We start from the raw sequence: 18,301 nt of genomic DNA on the forward strand, positions 1-18,301 counted from the left end.
AAGAGCACCACGGTCCGCATCATCGCGGACGACCTCCCGATGCGCTGGTCATCGACCCGGAGAAGGTGGGGCACATGCTGTGGTCGCAGCTGCCCGACCAACTGCGCACCGAGGAGTTCGAGCTGGAGCCGGTCTGGCCGGCTCTGACCCGCTGCCTGATCGAGGAGGCGGCGGGGGCGTACGGCCGGACACTGCTCGTGCCCATGACCATCGTCCGGAGTGCCGTCTTCGCGCAGATCGTCGGGGCGTTGAGCGAACAGGGGCACGATGTGCGGCACTTCACCTTGCTCGCCGATGCTGTGACGATCCGGGACCGCCTCCGTGCCCGGGGCGAAGGCCCGGACAAGTGGGGTGAACTCAGTTGGGAGGGCCTGCAAGTCGAGCGCTGCCTCGCCGCGTTGGCCGAGCCGCTGTTCGCCACGCACCTGGAGACCATCGGGCGCGCGCCCCGGGCCGTGGCGGACGAGATCCTCAGCCGCACCGGCCTCCGCCGATAGCCCGATACCGCGGCGTAGCAGCGAATGGGAGTGGGGCGGGGCCGGTGCCGGCCCCGCCCCACTTGGTCACGCCACGCTCAGCAAAGACCTGATGCGTTCCGTGCCGAGAGCCAGCAGGAGGGTGGGAAGCCGCGGACCGGTGTCCCGTCCGACGAGCAGCGTGTACAGCAGCGAGAACAGCGAACGTTGAGCAGCTTTCAGCTCCGGCGTTGCGGGTGCGTCCAGGGCCAGGCCCGCCTGCAACTTCGGCACCCCGTACACGAGCGAGGTCAGCCCGGGCAAGGACCAGTGCTCGTCCAGCCCGTCGAGCAGGAGCTTCAGCGCCTCGCGTTCGGTTGGCGACAACTGTCCCAGCCTCGCGCGGTCGGGCTCCGTCCGAACCTGCGTGTGCTCCTCGGCGGGAACGTAGCCGGTCACCCACGCCTCTGCGCGGTCGAGCCGGGGCCGGACCTGGTCCAGGTCCGCCAGTGGCGTGTCCGACGTGAAGTCCCGCAGGATTCGGAGCGTCTGCTCCTCGTCGCCAGTGGTGATGTCCAATACCGAGGCGAGTGTGCGGAACGGCAGGACCAACTCGGTGCTCGGCAGCGTTCGGGTTGCGGAACCGATCGAGCGCTCCCGTACTGCCAGCTCGGTCAGCTCAGCCTGCCCGGCGGCGACCTTCCGGCCGAGTGCGTCCCACTCGTCATACAGCCGGTTGACCTCCTGATCGAAGGCCACAGTGATCGCCTGGTTGGGCTTCCGCCGGGCGTACAGCCACCGGAGCAGAGGTGCTTCGACGATCTGCAGGGCGTCGGTGGGCGTGGGAGCGCCACCGGCCGATCCGCTCATCTTGGCGGCACCGCTGATGCCGACGAACGAGTAGCCGAGGTAGGAGGGCGGTTCGCCACCGAAGACCTCCCGCACCAGCTGGGAACCGACGGTGAAGCTGGAACCGGGGGAGGAGTGGTCGACCCCGCCGGCCTCGAACGTGACGCCCTCGTACGCCCAGCGCATCGGCCAGTCGACCTTCCAGACCAGCTTGCCCCCGTTCCCCTCGGAGAGCGCGAAGCCGTCACTGTGCCCGCACTGGCAGCTGTAGCGGATCTCAGTGCTGTCCTCGTCGAAGGAGCTGATTGTGGTCGTGTCCCGCCCACATGCCGCGCAGTACGGCTTGTACGGGTAGTAGATGTTGCCGGCGGGACCGTCGCCTTCGTCGTCGTCCGGCTCGGGTTCTGCGGCCTGTGTCTGCTTGGTGCGGTAGCGTCCGAGGACGGCGTCGATCCGCTCGCGGTTCCGCATCGCATGAAGGATCTGCTCGCGGTAGGCGCCGGACGCGTACATCTCGGTCTGGCTGATCTCGGTGACCTCGACACCCAGCTCAGCCAGCGCTGCCCGGAACGGAACCTTGAAGTGCTCCGCCCAGTTCTCGTGTTCACCGCACGGGTCGGGAACGGCGGTCAGTGGACGCCCAATGTGCTCGGCGAACGAGGCGGGCAGTCCGGCCGGGACCTTGCGCAGCCGGTCGTAGTCGTCCCAGGACAGGATGTGCTTGCACTCCAGCCCACGACGCCGGATCTCGTCGGCCACGAAGTGCGGGACCATGATCTCGCGAAGGTTGCCCAGGTGGATCGGACCGGACGGACTGACACCAGACGCACAGACCAGGGGCGAGTCGGGGCCGCGGCGTTTGCCCTCGGCGATGACCTGGTCCGCTGCCGCGACCACCCAATCGCCTTGCTTCACGCCTGCCACGTTCTGCCTCCTCAGTCGATGTCGCCCGGTAGGACAGAAGAAGGATACGGGTATGTAGGGAACGGAAGCTGGCCAAGCACCCGAATGGACCTAGCGTCGAGGCGATTTGACTGCGCGTCATCCCGCCTTTGCTCGCACCGCCCTACCTGCGTGGCCGGGGTGCTGCTGGCCATCATGAAGACCTTTCGGGGCGAGCCAGGGGTCGTCGCGCCCCGGCGGCGCTTCTGGTCAGTATGAGCCGCTGGCCCCGCTCGCCAATGTGGCCTGAGCAGCCCTGAAGGGGCAGGTCACTCATCTGTGGCCCAGGAGAGGTGTTCGCCAGGCAACTCGCTGGGTGCAGTGCCACCAGGCGGCCATAAGGAGTGCGGCGGCCAACGATATTCACCAGGGGTCCGCGCTCAGTAGTGATACCGGAGCTTGAGTGCGGCTTCGAGATCCTCGCGCGGGACATTGAGTGCTGAGGCTAGGACATGCATGCCCAGTCGTGGCGGTACGGCGTTGCCGATCTGCTGGGCAATGACGCTACGCACACCGGGAGTATCCACGTCGTCGCCGTTTACGCGCCGCCACGGATAGTCGCGCGGAAAAGTTTGGAGTACTCCCAGCTCGGGGAGTGTGAACACCCCGCGGTCCTTACCATCCCAGGTGAGCTTGTTGCGTGAGGCCTTACCGGTCACAGTGGCGGAAGGCTCGTCATAGCGGCGCCGGCCTCGTGCCTTCGGGTCGCCGCCGGTGCCGTAGTTGGAAATCACCTCGAAAGGTTCCGTCCGTCCGAGCGCCTCCTGCATCGTCACCCAGGGCTCCCGCACCGTCACCCCGGGAAGGAGTGAGGGGCCCCCACACCGCGAGCCACTCCCTTCTTGTGACGGTGGTGGGTCGGCGCGGGAAGCTTTGGCATCCCGTGCAGCTGGGCACCGTTGCCCGCCCAGCGGGCGATCAGAATGGCGCGACGACGGGTCTGGGGAACCCCGAACTCCTCAGTGTGGAGGATCTCCGGGTCGGCTACGACATATCCCTTGTTCTTGAGGATCTCCCCGAACGCCTGCCAGACCGGGAGCACCGTGCGAACCTGTTCCAGGACGATCGCCTGGTAGGGCCGCCCATCGAAGATTGCTTGAAGGGCCCATCGCAGGGGCTCCAAGACCAGGCCGGTGCGTTCGTCACTGAGCTGCTTCAAGTCGTCGCGGATCTTCTCGAACTCATCCTCGTGAGAATCGGGTTGAGCCTCGGCGTAACGATTCGCGAATTCAAGAACTTGATCGAGTGCAGCCCTTCCCAGGCCGTTCCCGGCGACGGAGAAGGTCTGGCAGGGCGGCCCGCCGGCCAGTACATTGGCGTCGGGGAAATCGCGCGGCTTGAAAGCGCGTACATCCCCGGGCGTCGTCGGAAGATCGGCCGCCATGCGCGTCGCGCACGCGTCGTCGTCCCATTCGATACCGCTGGCCACCGGAATGCCGAGTGCCTGTGCTGCTACGTCCAGCCCGCCCGGGCCGGCGAACAGGTCGATGATCTTGAAGGGCGCAGGCACGCGGTTTCCTTGCGGTTCGGGAGGAGTGGGGAAGGCCGCGGACCATGCCCGGCCCTCCCACGTCACAGACACAGGTCGGCCCCCTATGCTAGCCGGCGAGAGCGGTTCTACGAACCGGATCGACGGTCAGTGCTGCCTACACCGACTCGGCAACCTTGAGTGCGCGGGCGATTGCTAGCCCCACTGCCTGCGCGAGCGGCGGCGGCAGGGCATGGCCGACCTGCCGATATTCGGCGGTCTTGCCGCCTGCGAGCTGCCAGCCGTCGGGGATCGCCTGGATCATCGCTGCCTGTCGCACCGTGAGCTTGGGATGTGCGTCAGCTGGGAAGTCGGCGTCCGGGGGCGCATCGGCCAGGCTGTTGCCGTTGACCCCCAACGCGGCCCAAGCTCGTTTGCTTCCGGTCGGGCCCAAGTCTGCTCCGCCTCGGTTCTCCGAGCCGCCTACGAGCGCTGGTGCCAGTCGATCAGCCTGTGCGGCCCAGGCGTCGGCGCCTGGCCAGCCGTGGCTGGCCATGGACGCTTTGAGTACGTGGCCGACGGTCGGCGCGGGCATGCCGGTGGGCTCCGGCCAGCAGAAACCGGAACTGAAAGGCTCCAGGAGAGCGACGAGGAATCCGCTTTTTCGGTGTTGAGGTACACCGAAATCGGCGGCGTCGAGTACCGCCCAGTTCGAACGGTAACCCGCTTGTGCCAGCCCGGTTTCGATCCGAGAGCGGTCTGCTGCGAAATCCGGACCTGTGACGAGTTCCGGCAGGTTCTCAAGAAGGACGGCTTTGGGGCGGATCAGAGTCACAAGCCGAAAAGCGGCCTCGAGCACCTTGCGCGGCTCTTCGTCGTCGGTCCTGCGTACCGCAGCCGCCGACTTGATTCGAGGCAGGCCGCCGCTGAGCAGGTCTACCTGAAGTGCCATCAGGCGTCGAGGGTCGAGGTCGCGGATGTCGATGCAGTGCACCTCCCACTGAGGGCGGTTGAGGGAGAGTGTCGAGCATGCCTTGGGATTGCTGTCGACCAGCAGGATCGGTTCGAAGCCTGCCCGTTCGAGCCCGAGGGCCTGGGCGCCTGACCCGGCGCAGATTTCCAGCGAGGAGAGCAGTGACGGCGTCTTGAGCGGTGGCTCGCCCGCCAGTCGCGCGGTGGATCGTGCCTGCGCCGGGACCTGCACGGACATCTGGCCAGCGGTGTCCGGCGCAGGAGACGATGATGTCGCGATGGGCTCGCCAAGTAGGGCGGCCACCGTTTCCTGTGCGACTGCCTGGAGTTCTTCGTCGAGCGCGGCTTCCTCGACTCCATCGAAGAGGACGAACGGGGCGAGTCGCAGCATCCTCATGAGAAAATCGCGAAGGGTCGCTCGTTCGTTCAGGCCGTGCAGGTCGAGCGTGTTCCACACTCGCAGAATGGCCCTGACCGTATGTGGGCTGCCGCCGAGCGCCGCTCGGCGGGCGTAAATCTGATCGAAGGCGGACTCGCCGAGGATTCCCAGTGCACCATACGGGTCTGGGGCTGCCGACGAGTGCACGAGCTGTGCCCGCCACCACAGGCGCCCGAAGACGTGCCGTGTGATGTCCGTCCCGAGGACGCGATCCCGGGGCGGTTCGGGATAGCGCCAGTAGGCCACGTCCGGGAGTAGGACCAGGGAGAGGAAGGCCCAGACGTCCCGCGCTGCGGCTTCGGCAGGGACCAGTCCCATCTCGGAGTGCAGCAAAGCCGCCAGTCGGAGGTCGAACTCGGCGTTCCGTGCGCGTCCGGCCGGCTCCGGGAAACCGGCATCCGTGGCGAGGCTCAGTACCAGCTCACGCAGCTGCAGGAGTTGCGTCGCGGAGACTCGGTCACCACCCGTCGCAACGTACACCGCGGAGTCGTGGGACGCAGCCACCCGCTCGGTGAGCTGGGCAAGGGAGAGTTGGCGATATCCGTCGAACAGGTGACGCGCCTGACCGGAGAGCAGTCGGGGGTAGAGATAACTCATCGAGACACCTCGAAGATCTTCACAGCTTCCTGGATTTCCGAGGCGAACAGGCTGGGTGACTGCTGTCGACGCAGCCGCATGTCGCTGATCGAGCGCCCCGGAAACAGCCGCTCGAATAGCGTTGCCAGGGTTGCCCCGAGTGAATCAGAGGAAAATTCGGCGTCGTCTACGAACTCGTCGTCTGACAGCGCGTGCTCGATCATCGTCCGGGCGGTATCCGCGTACACCGCGGACAGCACGATTCTGTCGACCTCTCGCGGCTTGCCCGCCCGCTCGAAGGCCTCGGTGACGGTTGTGTTCCGCTCGTTGACCAGCAGCAGAAGCGAGCCCATGGTTGCGCTCTCCAGATTGCCGCTGATCTGCAGGTGCCAGGCCGCACCGTCCGGGAAGGAGGTGCGCCCGAAGTCGATCACTGCCATCGGGAATTGGGATGCGTCGCCCTGAAGCCTCAGGGCCGAGCGGTCACTCCACAGGATCGATCCGGCCCGGCGTGGCGAGGCCGGCCGGCCGTCGCCTCGGCGTTCACCGAGTAGTAAGGCCGTGTCCAAGAAGAGGAGTCCGCCCAGAACAGATCCTCGAAGACGTACGTCGAGAGAGACGGGTACGACGCCGCTGCCAGTCAGCCGGATCTGCTGGGCCGGGCCTCTGAGGTTGGAGCCGGTAGCCGTCCAGACGACCGCCAGAACGAGCACGGCTTCGGGCGGTAGGCCCGCTTGGGAGCGTGCTCGGTCCTGGTCGATTCGGACGGTTCGATGCAGATGCAGATCCGTCTGGTAGTCCCAATCGGGCACCGCCTCCGGCAGGGGGATGCGGCCGTCGTCGGTAACCTGCTCCCAGGGCTCGGCCTGGACGACGGTTTCGGACGGGATCCGGTACGGGAGAGCTCGACGGCTCATCGAGTCTTCACCGCCTCGACTTTGACATCGATCTCGGTCATGGTGTCCGGAGCAGGACGGACCACCGCCCGCCAGACGGCATCACTTCCGTCGATCTCGATTGATGCGTCGGCGTGGAAGTCCCCCGCAGCGTTCTGCCAGCCCACCAACTCCGGCCGCTGAGCGCCCAGGGGCGGATCCGATTCTCGGCCGTCGCCTGGCAGTACGACCGCCAACTCAACGCGGACACGCTGGCGTCCGGGCACCGGCAACTTGAACTCCTGGACGAGAAGGGTGCTTTCCGCATCGTCGTCGTAGTAGGGATCGCCGAGATACTGCACGCGGGGGCGCCTACGAGGGGCGCTACTACCGGGGCCGTTCGCGGTGCCTGGGGCGGCACCGCCTCCTGAGCTGAGCTCTTGGGACGATCGAGGGGAGGTGGGTTCTGTGGCGGCCGGCGCGTAGCCCTGATCGGCCGGTTCCGGGTGCTCGTCCTCGTCGGTCTCCGACGGGCGGGTCACCGTGCTGCCGGGGCGACCGTAGTCGGTGGCCCCGCCAACACCCCAAGCACCGCCGACAAGCCCCGAGAAGAGCGAACTTGCCGCTCCCAAAGCGACCTTGGCGGCCCCGGAACGGGTCGTTCCGCCAAGTGAGAGCAGGCCGTCGATCTGTTCTCGGATGCGCCGGAACGTCATATTGACGAACGTACTGTCGGGGTGGTCGAGCGATTGATGATTCCAGGCGTCGTGCGTCGGCGGCTCGGCCCGCGCATACACGTCGTCCATGCCGGGGTCTGCCCGGAACACACCGGCGTAGCCCTGGTGCACGCTCGGCGGTTTGGGGCCTGGGTGGTAAGTGACGACCAACTCGGCAGGACGCATGAGGCAGACGTGGTGGACAAGGTCTTCGATGTCCACTAGGCGGGATGCGCTGCTGGGTTCCAAAGGCGGCATGATCCGAGTGACCAGTCCCAGCCTGCCGAGATGCTTCTTGGGCCGGCGGCACTCGAGATCTGTGCCGTTCGAGCCGCGCATGGCCTCGTAAGCGGCGACGAACATGTCGAGCGGCCGGGTTTCCCGTGGGTCGGGGACCGGGCGGTCCTCGCCATCGCAGGCGATGCTGAAGCGCATTGCGGGCCGTCCGTCGTCGGTGGCGATCATCTTCGGCCACAGATGCCAGGCCATGGTCTCCGCGAGGTAATCTGCCGCAGCGACGGGCTCGTAATCTTCAAGGTTGGGATCGATGACCACAATGGTGGTGCCGGTCTCCTTCGTGCCGAAGGGCCTGAGACCAAGACGCCGGGCCATCGCGTCGGCCTCGGCCCCCACCATGGGTTCTACGACATCTTGTGAGGCGTCGCCCCACCAATGCCTGCCGGTATACCGACGCTTGCCGGTCGGCTCCGAGGCGACATAGCTCTTCCACATGGCGCAGCCGATGAGCCTGGTCTCGTAGGCGTCTTCGTCAGTCCGGCAGCGTGTGTGGACCAGGATCGTCCCGCACTTGGAGAGCAGATAGAAGATGCCTTTGCCGAAGCCGTAGGTGCCACCGCCGAGAGCCGTGTTGCGTGGTTCGCCGATGTTGCGGATGAACGACACGAAATCGCGGTCGTCACCGATGGCGTCATCGGCTCTGGTGGGGCCGCCGAGGCCTTTGGTGCCCCGATCCGAGATCGACATGACCCGGATCAGTCCCCGCATCAGCGAGTCCCGCAACGGGAGATGGGTGCTCGTCGGTGCTCCGCCGAGCAGCAGTTCACGCCACTCGCGTACGTGCGCCGGGCCAACCGCCCTCAAGTCGATTCGATAGTCGACCGGTTCGGAGGAGCCCACCAAGCGCGCGTCCCAGCTGTTCTGAGCGGACTCGCGCACCAGGATGGTGAGCAGGTCGAGCTCGGGACGGCCGAGTTGGTTACGGATGCCCTCGGCGGCGCTCGCACCTTCCGGTGGGAACGGCTGGGACAGCCAGCGGGGCTCCGTCACACGGACTCCTGGGTCATGGTGTCGATCACGTTGGATACGGTGTCGTGTGTCAACGGCACGGGGCGTTTCCCGGAGAGGTCGATCGTGTACTCGACGTCTTGCACCGTCACCGGTACGCCGGCCGCGGTGAGGGTATGGCTCGTCAGCCCCGGGAAGTCGGCATCGACTCGGTACCAGGCCTCGTCGGTGGCCATGAAGCGCACGTCTCGGTAGTGGTGAGAGTCGGATGAGTGGTAGCCGGCCGAGGCGAGGAGTTCGAGGAGCGCACTCTCGTCGTCGCAGAGCCGAAGAGCCCGTTCGATCGACTCGATGAAGCCGGTGCCGATGCCCTGAGCAGTGGTTCGTTGGAGACGGAACCAAGCTAGGTAGAGGACACCTCCCGCCGGTGGCTCCAGTTGGTCGAGCCCATGGATCCGTGGTCTGCGTCCGGTGCCGATGGCGGTGGATTTCACCTCTATGGCGATGGTCGCCGCGGTGAAATCGTGCCGGTGACCGTGTGGAGCGCGCCAGAGTCGATGGGCACTCGGGTCGGCTTCCAGAAGGCGTCGAAGCAGCAGCAACTCCCCGAACAGACCGGCGAGTTGCTCGGGTCTCAGTATCCTGCCGCCGGTGCGGAAAAGTGCTCGCCAACGGTCGAGCACGTGGTAGAGGGCTTTGACCGGGGTTTCCGACATGCTCTCGGTCACAGCCACAACGTCTGCGCACAACTCTGTGAACAGATCATTGAAGTCGTCTCGTAGGCAGCCGAGATCCGCATACGTCTGATAGACCTCAGCGTCCTCCAAAGGCCGCTTATGCAGTCGAAGCACGGGCCCGTCAAGGCCGGTGCGAACCTTCTGATGCGAGTGGATCGGCACCAGGAGATGGCGGTGGCCGTCATGGTCGACCCCCACGGCCAAGGGGCCGCGGTCGGTGGTCACCGGCAGGTCGGAGACTCGCAGGCGCCTGTCACCGCCGGCCTGTTCGGCCTCGAGAGCCGCCCAGTGCCGCTCGATGGCCTCCCGGAGCACGCCGTCGGTCATGCGGCCTCACCGTCGAGAAGGCTGTAGTCCTCGTCCTCGATCTGCACTCCGGAGAGGTCGGCGGAGATGTAGACCCGCTTCTCGACGGTGCTGTCCCCGTTTCCGGGGGTGGGGAAGACCAGGCCGATGCCGATGACGTGCTCCTCGGCATTCAACGGCTCACGCTGCTGCCTGGAAGCGCCGGGCGGCGAGACCTTGTCGATCGGGTAGAGGACCAGCAGGCCGTGGTTGGGGAACTGACGTTGCCGCTCGGCCTTGATCTGCTCCTCTGTGAGCTTCTCTGTATCGCCTGCCAGGTCTACGGCGGCGTCGCGCCGGCTCATCAGCGTCTTGATGTCCGCGAAGTCGGGGCTGGTGGTGGTGACCCGGGAGCGGCTGATCCGGCCGACCGTGATGCCGTAGGCGAAGGTGAGGGTCTGGTCCTCGGCACCTTCGGGCTGGCCGACGACGGCGATGTTCCACCTGCCGAGCGCCCCGGCAGCTCGGACACGCTTCTTGATGTAACCCGTGAGTAGCTCTCCGTCGGCTTCCGACTTCTCGTGGAACTGATACGACGAGAGGAAGTCGGTCACGAGATCGTGCGGCACGTCGCGGAAGATGTAGCGACCGTCATCAGGGCGTTCCTCGATACGCACGGAGTGAGTCTTGGCCGCTGCCACAAGTGTGCGCGCGGCGGCGAGGTTTCCGTTCAACCAGTCGGCGCCTGTGTGGAAGCAGTGGGTCTGGATACGCCGCCCGCCGTAGGAGGAAGCTGCCACGACGGCGTCTTTCATCTTGGCAGCTGCTGTGACACGCATGGCAGGGTGCGTGCGAAGGCGAACGGCGAAGGTGAGCGGCGTTTCGTTCTCCGTCATGTAGAGGTCGATGTCGCGACGCATTTCGGCCTCGACGGTCGCGATGTGACGGAACCACTCGGAGAGCTCGTCGGTCATCCAGATCCGCGGAAGGTCTGCGTACCCGTTCCGAAATCCGAACCAGCGGCCCATCTGTAGAAGCGTGTCATATGCCGACACGGAGCGAACGAAGTAACTGACCGACAGGCCTTCGAGAGTCAGACCCCTGGAGAGGGTGTTGCCCCCCACTGCGATCGCCACGACAGGGCCGTTTTCGTAGTCCAGTCGAGCGTCACTGCTCGAGTTGTCCATGATGATCCGGCAGTTCTTGAGGACACCGGCGAGTTCCGGAAACAGCTGATCGAACTCCACCTTCGTCTCGTGGAAATCCTCCGCCGCGACGCGCGCGGTCTCGTGATCCCACAGCTCGCGAAGCCGTGCCACGAACTCGGGGTCTGCCAGGGCCTTTTCGGATCGGTCACGGAGGTGCACCAGTGGTCGTTCGAAGCTGTTGTGCACCACTGTGTTGACGCTGGTGTGAATCAACATCGTGTTGTGCGGATTCCCCGAGCCACGGACCCGACGGGCGGCTGTGGCCAGCCAGAAATACTCGACTGCTTCGCGAAGGGTGTCGGTGATGACCGGCTCGAAGTCCTCGACGTCTGCCTTCGTTGCGGGGCGCACATACGGCACGTCCTCCGTCGGGATGGACCGGATCATGTCGTAGCCGTCATCGACCTGCTCCGGGTCTTCATCGTCGAGCGCATAGCGTCCGAAGAGGACTTCGGTGCCGAAATGCCTATCAGGCTTCGGTAGGTTGACGATGAAGTCTTTGGGATAGAGATCCTGGGCGCTCGGATCGATCAACAGGTTGGCGAACGGAGAAGCGGTGTAGCCGAGGTAGGCGCACTTCGGCAGACTCTTCATGATCTTCAAGATCAGGGGGTTGATCGAGCTCGTCGCCACGGTTGCTTGGTCGGCCTCGTCGTCGATGATCAGTGCCGGGCAGTCCTGCAGGTACTCTGACGCCTGATCGAGCCAGCGCTCGAGCTTGCGCAGCACTGTGGCGTTCTTCTTCACCACACACAGCACGTGTGTCTTGTTGCTCTTGCCGAAATACGAGGCCGGGTTTTCCTGGGGGGTGAAGTCTTTGTCGAGCCCGGTCAGTTGCGACCACGACGTGGGATTCGGCTCTACGAGCTGCTGAACCAGCCGGGCCTGCGTCTGACGTCGAAGACCGTTGTGGACGCCCGCGAGGACGATGAACAACTTGTAGCCGCGATCGGCGGCCTTCGCCATGACCGACGTGAAGTTGGTCGTCTTGCCGGACTGCACATAGCCAACCACTAGCCCACGGGTGGAGAAGGACCGTTCCCGCGGGTGGTCGAGGAGCGACATGATGCGATAAGTGGAGTCATCGAGACTCTTGACTGCCTGCTCCGACCACCCGTCCTTGCTCAGGAGCGATGAGATCGCCGGCCAACACTTGTCCTTGGACTGGACACCCGTGTACCAGGTCTCGCGGGCCCCGTTTTCGACGACACGCGGTTCTTCGAGCTCCCTGACGCGAATAGCTTCCTGCTCGTGCCGGTCTCGGATGCCCTGGATGACGTCGGGACCGATACCGAACTGCTCAAGCCGCTTGATCGCGTCTGCCGGGGTGAACGTGTCGAGAAGCGCCTTGAACGTGTCGTACATTCCGTCGAATTCATCGGTCATAGCTGTCGACCGTTCCCCGATCTCGCTTGATGATGCCAATACTGTTCATTGAAAGTGCCTCGGACGTGACGTCAAGGGCCATCACCCCGTCGCTCAGTCCGATCACGACCAGCCCGTCGACTTCCGCGATGGAGAGTGCTGGAGAACGAACGGGAATGACCCGCACCGCCTGCGGGTCGAACGGGACCCAGAACCGAACCGTGCGGTCGTCACCTGCCGTCACCAGAAGGGTTCGCCCGTTCCTCACGATCGCCCTGACGGCCATGACTGGCGCCGTGTGGCCCTCGTGAACGAAGACCGCTTCACCGGTTTGCGGATCCCAAAGGCGAACGGTGCGGTCGTCGCCGACGGAGGCGAGCAGAGTGCGATCGTCCAACGGCACGGCACACATGGCGGAGGCCTTGGCTAGGCCTTCGAAGGTCCATCGGACCTTGTCGGCCTCCACATCCCAGAGACGGATGACATGCCCGCCACCGTCCTTGGGGAGGCGCTCGCCTGCGGCCGCCAGCAGGGTACGCCCACGCGTCGAGAGCGCGCACAGTGCGCTGATCCATGTCGTTTCATTGTCCAGAGTGTGCAGTGGCTCGACACCATCGGGCTCCCACAAGTGAACCGAGCCTCCGTCACCCCCGGTAATCAGCACGGGTCGACCATCGAGAGACAGCGCACAGAGGGCGTTGATCCCGCCGGGGGGCGTGAAGCGATGAAGTGGATCAGCCGCACCGGCGTCCTGAAGGTATGCCTCACGGGCATCGGCAGTGACAAGTAGGGTGCGGTCACTCGTAGGGAGGGTGCAGAGGGATCTGATCGTCCGGTCTTGAGGATTCTCGACAGTGCGCTGCACGTCTCCAGACTCCGGATCCCACCACTGAACGCCGGTGTCCTGTCCGGCGGTCACCACCAGCGGTCGGCCCTTCACCGGGGCGGTGCACACTGCTGTCACGCGACCGGTAGGGCCATCGAGCCTGCCGGATACCGAACCGGCCCCCGGATCCCAGACGCGAACCATGGAATCGTTACCGGCCGTCACGATCAGTGGGTCGCCAGCCACCGAGACGGCACAGGCTGCCAGAACCCGGCCACTATGCCCCTCAAGCTTGCCACGCGGCGCCCCGGTCCTCGGATCCCACATGCGGACCATGGAATCATCACCCGCGGTCACGATCAGCGGGCGGCCTTCTGTTGTGATGACGCATGCGGCATTGACCCAACCGTCGTGCCCTTCGAGTACATGTGCCGCTTCGCCGGACTTCGGATCCCATAGTCGTATCGTGGAGTCGGTCCCAGTCGTAACGAGCAACGTCCGGTCCTCAAGGTCGACGGCACATACTGCCAGCACTGGACCCGCATGCCCCTCTAGAGCTCCACGAAGTTCGCCGGACTTCGGATCCCATAGGCGCACCACGGAGTCGTTGCCAGCGGTCACGAGAAGCAGGTGGCCTTCGATCGTGATGGTGCATGCGGTGTTGACCCAACTGCTGTGGCCCTTGAGGACATGTACTGCTTCGCCGGACTTCGGGTCCCACAGGCGAACGGTGGAGTCCTTTCCGGCAGTTGCGAGTAGTGTCCGGCCGGGCAGCTGAACCGTGTGCATGGCCCTGACCTCACCGGTGTGCCCCTCGAGGGTGCGCCGGACCACTCCGGACTCGGGATCCCGGAGACGAACCACCGAGTCGTGCCCGGCGGTTACGAGATGGAGTCGCCCGTCGACCGAGACGGCGCACAATGCCTGAGCCGAGCCCTCCAGGACTCGCAGTTGGTCTCCGGTATCGAGGTTCCAGAGACGGACGGTACCGTCGTTCGCGGCGCTGGCGAGAGTGGTGTGTCCGTGCGTCGGCAGTAGGCAGAGTGCGCTGATCCAGTCACCGTGACCCTCGAGAACAGTCTCTTCCAAGTGCGGTGACCCGGCAGCCCAGACTGCCAGGTACGGCGCGCGAAGCCCGGAATCGCGATAACCCCGGCCGAGGCGTTCCCGTGTCTCCGTGACGCTGAAAAGGGCCGTGCGCTCTTCCGGCGTGGCGTCGAGCGCTTGCGGGGTCATGCGTAGCAATCGGCTGCGGTTGCGTCCTGCGGCCGTGGCCGAGGCCTTCGCGGCTGGTACCAGCCGACGAAGGTCGGCATGGAGGGCATAGACGTCGTCTTTGAGCAGAATGTCGATGACACCGCCGCGCGCTGCGTGGTCCGGCAACGAGCGGAGCAGGTAGTCGGGAGCACCTTCCCAACCCGCGTCGCTACCCACGTGCTGGAACGCTACAGCGATGGCACGTTCATCGGCGCTCGACGCCTCGGCCGGGCATCGGGAGACGAGCGCATCATTCAGGGCTTGGTGGAACAGCCTGAAGGCGCTTGCGTTAGCGGCGCCCTCACTCGACTCGATCAGAAAGTTCGCCGCTGCGGATCGGGCGAATGCCCGCAAGCTGCCCAGACTAGGGGTGTGATGGGTCAGGGCTCCCACAGCGGTGCGCCATAGATCGAGCGTCAGCCCCGGGGACTCCGCGTAGGCCAGCGCGGTGAGGACGTCGCCAGCAGGAACGCCGTCCAGCCGGGGCAGGAAAGCGAGGTATGCCCGGAGTGCCGCGTCGACGGTCGGTGTGAACGAGATCGAGATCGGATCGACCGCGGCGCGGTCGTGCAGGCCGTGGGAGCGCGCGACCAGGCCGGCGATCAGGAAGTTGCATTGTGCGATTGTGGCGATCCGTTCGGCCACGGCCTCGGCTGCACGGCGCTCGCTGTATGGGCTGTCCGAGCGCTCGTCGCCGAGGAGCTGAAGGGTCGCCAGCGTGTAGGCAACCAAGTCCTCCTGCTCGAAGTACGCGGGGCTGTCGAGGTCCAGGACTTCGAGGGCGCTGCCGAACGGCACGATGAGGTCTCCCTCGCCGTCCACACGCCGGCTACCAACCACCACCCGCACGCCGAGGTCGGCACACGTCTCCGCCAGGGGGATCGCGACGGCTCTCAAGATGGCCCGCGCATCGTCGGGCGTCGCAGCTTCGTCGAGAGCGTCAACCACGACCGCGAAGGTGCCCGGAGGCCTCCCGCCCAGCGCAGACCTCACGAGAACAGGCAACTCGTCAACGTCGCTCGGTAGTGCGGCGGAGGCGGCAGAGGCGACCTCACAGGCGATGTCCAGTGCCGTCTTGCCCTTGGCGTGGATCGCGCAGGCGACGGCTCCCTCCGGTGCTCGGAGCGCATCGTCCTCGGGTGGGAGGGTCGCCGCGATCCGCTGATCAGCGGTCGTGACGATCCGGCCCAGCACCGCGGATTTCCCGACCCCGGGGGAGCCGGTTACCACCAGGACCTGTCGACGGTCTCCGGCCGAGCGGGTGATCCAGTCGATGATCGTGGTCAGCGCCGCCACACGGCCACGGAACCGGAAACCCCGCTCGGCGTCCGTACTGACACCGCGGGCACGGGGACGCCAGTGCCGACCTGCTTCGGGATCTTCGGTGAGTGTCCAGCCCCATTCGGACAGCGCAGCGTCGCCCGCGTCCTCGACGGCCCAATCGGTGAGCAGTTGAAGTTTTTCATCCGGCAGGTAGTCGGCGATGGCCCACATACTCAACGCCCGGGCCTCATCGGTGCTGGGCCGCGCCTGCCCCACGATGCCAACGACAGCCTGATGAGCCGCCGACCAGAGCGCGGCTCCGCTGTCGCCATGATCGAGGCGGCGGCCGCTGCTGTTCAGGCGGACCCAGCCGTAGGAAATCGACTCACCGATTCGTCCTTCTGACGAGTCTCCCAGGTCGTCGGGGAAGCCGAAAGACCACCAGGAACCGCCGACGAGATCACTCGGTTTCGGTCTACGCAACGGCGCGGCGAACTCCTCAGCCACCGGCTCCTCGAGGACCAGGAGTGCGACGTCCTTCACTTTTCGGGCAGCCGGATCGGGAGCCACTGCCCGTACGACCTTGATCCGCCGGTGCATCAGCTCGTCGGCTTTCGGGAACGCTACCCACAGCTGAGCGGGTTGGCCGTGCTGCGGGAAGACCACGTGAGCGCAGGTAAGCACTCGGTAGGCGTCGACGAGGACTCCCGAGCCGACCGGTTGGTCGCCATCGAGTCCGGACTTGTGGACGGCCGCTACCCAACTGTCCATCCGCGGTCGGCGGTTGTCCTGGGGAGCCATGCTCATTCCTGACCGCCGGCCTCGTCTCCTGTTTGGTCGCTGCCCGGTCGCCATATGAGCTTCACACCGAAGTTGGCCTCTGTGGCGGCCTTGGCGACCACCCAGTTGGTTGAGCCGTTCACCTTGATGCCGAAGGAGACCTCGACCTCCGACGGTCGAAGCCTCACGGCTTGGTCCAGGACAGCTCGCGCGGCTTCTACAGCCGGCCACACGGAATCGCGGACCCGGCCGAGGATCTGCTCGGCACCGACCTGCTGGTACCCATCCGTCGGTTCGATCTCGAAGTGCACCACCGTGCCCGAATCCAGCTCGTATGACACCACCTGAGACGCCACGGGCCCCCCTCTGCTAGCTCTCTGCTGCGAAGACGTTACAGGCAACGCCGGGGTTGTGAAGAACCGATGGTGTGTTCGGCTTCGCTGCAGGGGACGTTTCGCTCTGAACGTACCTCTCGATGGTGTTTAGGTCGGGGCTGCGGCCTCTCATGCGCAGCAGGAGGGGTAGATGGTGCCGTGCCGCAGCTTGAGGTCGACATCGGCGGTTAACGCCGAAGCCCGACGGGTCCGTATCGTCGGAGTCGGAAGGTATTCGCGGTAGTCGAGGGATGGCCGGTGACGGTGAAGATCACGAGCGGGTCGTCGAAAGCGCCCGTGTCCGACCGCTCCTGGCGTCCGCGCCCGGGACTCGACAGAGCGCAGCGATCACGGGAGCAGGACCGTGCGGCCGGTGGCCCCGAGCGGCGTCTCGTGGATGCCGGCGGCGGGCGCTTCCGGCCGGCAACCGTCGAGTTGAAGGTGGCCAGTCGCACCGGACGCGTCACGGCCGTGCTCCGGTGGTCCGTCGACGGCCGAGCGACTCGCGTACCGCTCGGAGAGGTCGATCAGCCCACTCGTGCCGCAAACCTGAGGGACGGGTGGCGGCTGGCGGAGGCGTCCGGGCTTGTCGCGAAGGTGCCGGCAGCTGAGGGCTCGTGGGCGTCGTCGGCCGGGACCCGGAAGTCGATGCGGGGGAACAAAGGGAAAGACACCAAGCCAGAGCTGCGGCTTCGATCGCTCCTGCATCGAGAAGGACTCCGGTACCGGGTTTCGACTCGGCCGGTGCCAACACTCCGTCGTACGGCGGACATCGTCTTCCCGAAGGTGAAGGTGGCAGTCTTCGTAGACGGTTGCTACTGGCACGGGTGCGCCGAGCACCGGACCATACCCGCGACGAACCGTGACTTCTGGTTGCAGAAGATCGAGGGGAATCGAGCCCGGGATGCCGAGACGGTTCGGTTGCTCGAGGAGGCAGGTTGGAAGGTGCTTCGGGTGTGGGAGCACGTGGCGGTGGAGGACGCCGCTCGCCTGGTCATCGAGCTCGTCAAGAGTGCACGGCAGTCCGACGCTTCGGGCAAGTGATTCAGAGGCCGAACTCCGGGATGGCGACGGGCCCTCGGGGAGGCGGCAGGAGATCCACTTGCCGAAGGGGGTGCGGGTGATGGTCCAGTCGGGGGCGAGGGCGTCGAGGATCCAGAGGCCGCGGCCCGTTTCGTGGTCGGCGTTGTCGGGGGAGCGGCGGCGCTTGCGGGGGATGGTGGTGGCGAGGGGGTCGTGGACGTCGACTTCGGTGTGGTCGGCGGTGATCGCGACGCGCACGATCACCGGGGCCGAATCGCCGCACTGGCGGACGACGTTGCCGATCAGCTCAGTGACCACGAGGTTGATGTGATCGGTGTGGCCGGGGTCCGTGCCAGCCCTGGTCGCGACCTTGGCCACGCAGCGGCGAAGCGCTCGAAGGCGCTGTTGGCTGGTGCTCATGTGCAGGGTGAAGAAGTCCGCGCCGGTGACGAGGTAGTAGCCGGGGTCGGTGGTGTCCGGCGCCGAGGTGGGCGAGTCGACGCAACGGATGGTGTGCATGGGCGTGCTCCGCTCGAAAGGGCCGCTGTCGCAAAGGGGGGTGAGGGTCCAAGGCGGGATGCGGACAGCGACATGTGGAACTCGGTGCGCTTGGTCTATTACGCACTGCGATCGTGAGACAGCATGA

General features: G+C 65.8%; 12 protein-coding genes and 1 pseudogene. 2 read left to right on the plus strand and 11 right to left on the minus strand.

Annotation, left to right across the window (positions count from 1 at the left end):
* The first annotated feature begins 74 nt into the window (after positions 1-74).
* On the plus strand, positions 75-497 hold the full coding sequence (locus E6W39_RS34125; RefSeq protein ID WP_141636763.1) for a hypothetical protein: 423 nt from the start codon (positions 75-77) through the stop codon (positions 495-497).
* Positions 498-563: 66 nt separating this feature from the next.
* On the opposite strand, the gene lysS is transcribed toward E6W39_RS34125, so the two are convergent.
* The 10 genes from lysS to E6W39_RS34175 all read right to left on the minus strand — a co-directional run bounded on the left by lysS (position 564) and on the right by E6W39_RS34175 (position 16,599).
* The gene (gene lysS, locus E6W39_RS34130; RefSeq protein ID WP_141636764.1) at positions 564-2,228 is read right to left on the minus strand and encodes a lysine--tRNA ligase; all 1,665 of its coding nucleotides are present in this window, start codon (positions 2,226-2,228) and stop codon (positions 564-566) included.
* A gap of 398 nt (positions 2,229-2,626) precedes the next feature.
* Positions 2,627-3,022 (minus strand): DNA cytosine methyltransferase, encoded by a 396-nt coding sequence (locus tag E6W39_RS40575; RefSeq protein WP_141636765.1) that lies wholly within the window; start codon positions 3,020-3,022, stop codon positions 2,627-2,629.
* Between the two features lie 17 nt (positions 3,023-3,039).
* Complete coding sequence (locus E6W39_RS40580) at positions 3,040-3,756, minus strand: DNA cytosine methyltransferase (RefSeq protein ID WP_141636766.1); 717 nt, start codon at positions 3,754-3,756, stop codon at positions 3,040-3,042.
* Between the two features lie 136 nt (positions 3,757-3,892).
* Complete coding sequence (locus E6W39_RS43785; RefSeq protein ID WP_220140303.1) at positions 3,893-5,722, minus strand: DNA cytosine methyltransferase; 1,830 nt, start codon at positions 5,720-5,722, stop codon at positions 3,893-3,895.
* Positions 5,719-6,618: a hypothetical protein gene (locus E6W39_RS40590; protein ID WP_220140304.1), complete on the minus strand. Its 900-nt coding sequence runs from the start codon at positions 6,616-6,618 to the stop codon at positions 5,719-5,721. Before E6W39_RS40590 ends, E6W39_RS43785 begins: the two co-directional genes overlap by 4 nt.
* Positions 6,615-8,579, minus strand: coding sequence for a hypothetical protein (locus E6W39_RS34155; RefSeq protein WP_141636767.1), 1,965 nt, complete (start codon positions 8,577-8,579; stop codon positions 6,615-6,617). Before E6W39_RS34155 ends, E6W39_RS40590 begins: the two co-directional genes overlap by 4 nt.
* Positions 8,576-9,601 (minus strand): PD-(D/E)XK motif protein, encoded by a 1,026-nt coding sequence (locus tag E6W39_RS34160; protein ID WP_141636768.1) that lies wholly within the window; start codon positions 9,599-9,601, stop codon positions 8,576-8,578. Before E6W39_RS34160 ends, E6W39_RS34155 begins: the two co-directional genes overlap by 4 nt.
* The gene (locus E6W39_RS34165; protein ID WP_141636769.1) at positions 9,598-12,153 is read right to left on the minus strand and encodes a Z1 domain-containing protein; all 2,556 of its coding nucleotides are present in this window, start codon (positions 12,151-12,153) and stop codon (positions 9,598-9,600) included. Before E6W39_RS34165 ends, E6W39_RS34160 begins: the two co-directional genes overlap by 4 nt.
* The gene (locus tag E6W39_RS34170; RefSeq protein WP_181799570.1) at positions 12,143-16,279 is read right to left on the minus strand and encodes a trypsin-like peptidase domain-containing protein; all 4,137 of its coding nucleotides are present in this window, start codon (positions 16,277-16,279) and stop codon (positions 12,143-12,145) included. Before E6W39_RS34170 ends, E6W39_RS34165 begins: the two co-directional genes overlap by 11 nt.
* A gap of 2 nt (positions 16,280-16,281) precedes the next feature.
* Entirely contained in the window at positions 16,282-16,599 is a 318-nt protein-coding gene (locus E6W39_RS34175) for a CU044_2847 family protein (RefSeq protein WP_228718495.1), read from the minus strand.
* Between the two features lie 681 nt (positions 16,600-17,280).
* Between E6W39_RS34175 and E6W39_RS42240 the strand changes: the two genes are divergently transcribed.
* A complete protein-coding gene (locus E6W39_RS42240; protein ID WP_267286778.1) occupies positions 17,281-17,676 on the plus strand; it encodes a very short patch repair endonuclease in 396 nt (131 codons plus the stop codon).
* A 60-nt stretch (positions 17,677-17,736) separates the two neighbouring features.
* On the opposite strand, the pseudogene E6W39_RS34185 reads toward E6W39_RS42240, so the two are convergent.
* Positions 17,737-18,174 (minus strand): annotated as a pseudogene (locus E6W39_RS34185) (ATP-binding protein); the annotation flags it as partial.
* Between the last annotated feature and the right edge of the window lie 127 nt (positions 18,175-18,301).

It is taken from the genome of Kitasatospora acidiphila, assembly GCF_006636205.1.
Lineage (GTDB): Bacteria > Actinomycetota > Actinomycetes > Streptomycetales > Streptomycetaceae > Kitasatospora > Kitasatospora acidiphila.

Excerpts from the sequence above, each read along its gene's own strand:
- E6W39_RS34125 (WP_141636763.1), top strand. The coding sequence starts at position 75 with ATGCTGTGGTCGCAGCTGCCCGACCAACTGCGCACCGAGGAGTTCGAG.
- E6W39_RS43785 (WP_220140303.1), bottom strand. The coding sequence starts at position 5,722 with ATGAGTTATCTCTACCCCCGACTGCTCTCCGGTCAGGCGCGTCACCTG.
- E6W39_RS40590 (WP_220140304.1), bottom strand. The coding sequence starts at position 6,618 with ATGAGCCGTCGAGCTCTCCCGTACCGGATCCCGTCCGAAACCGTCGTC.
- E6W39_RS34160 (WP_141636768.1), bottom strand. The coding sequence starts at position 9,601 with ATGACCGACGGCGTGCTCCGGGAGGCCATCGAGCGGCACTGGGCGGCT.
- E6W39_RS34165 (WP_141636769.1), bottom strand. The coding sequence starts at position 12,153 with ATGACCGATGAATTCGACGGAATGTACGACACGTTCAAGGCGCTTCTC.
- E6W39_RS34170 (WP_181799570.1), bottom strand. The coding sequence starts at position 16,279 with ATGGCTCCCCAGGACAACCGCCGACCGCGGATGGACAGTTGGGTAGCG.
- E6W39_RS42240 (WP_267286778.1), top strand. The coding sequence starts at position 17,281 with ATGCGGGGGAACAAAGGGAAAGACACCAAGCCAGAGCTGCGGCTTCGA.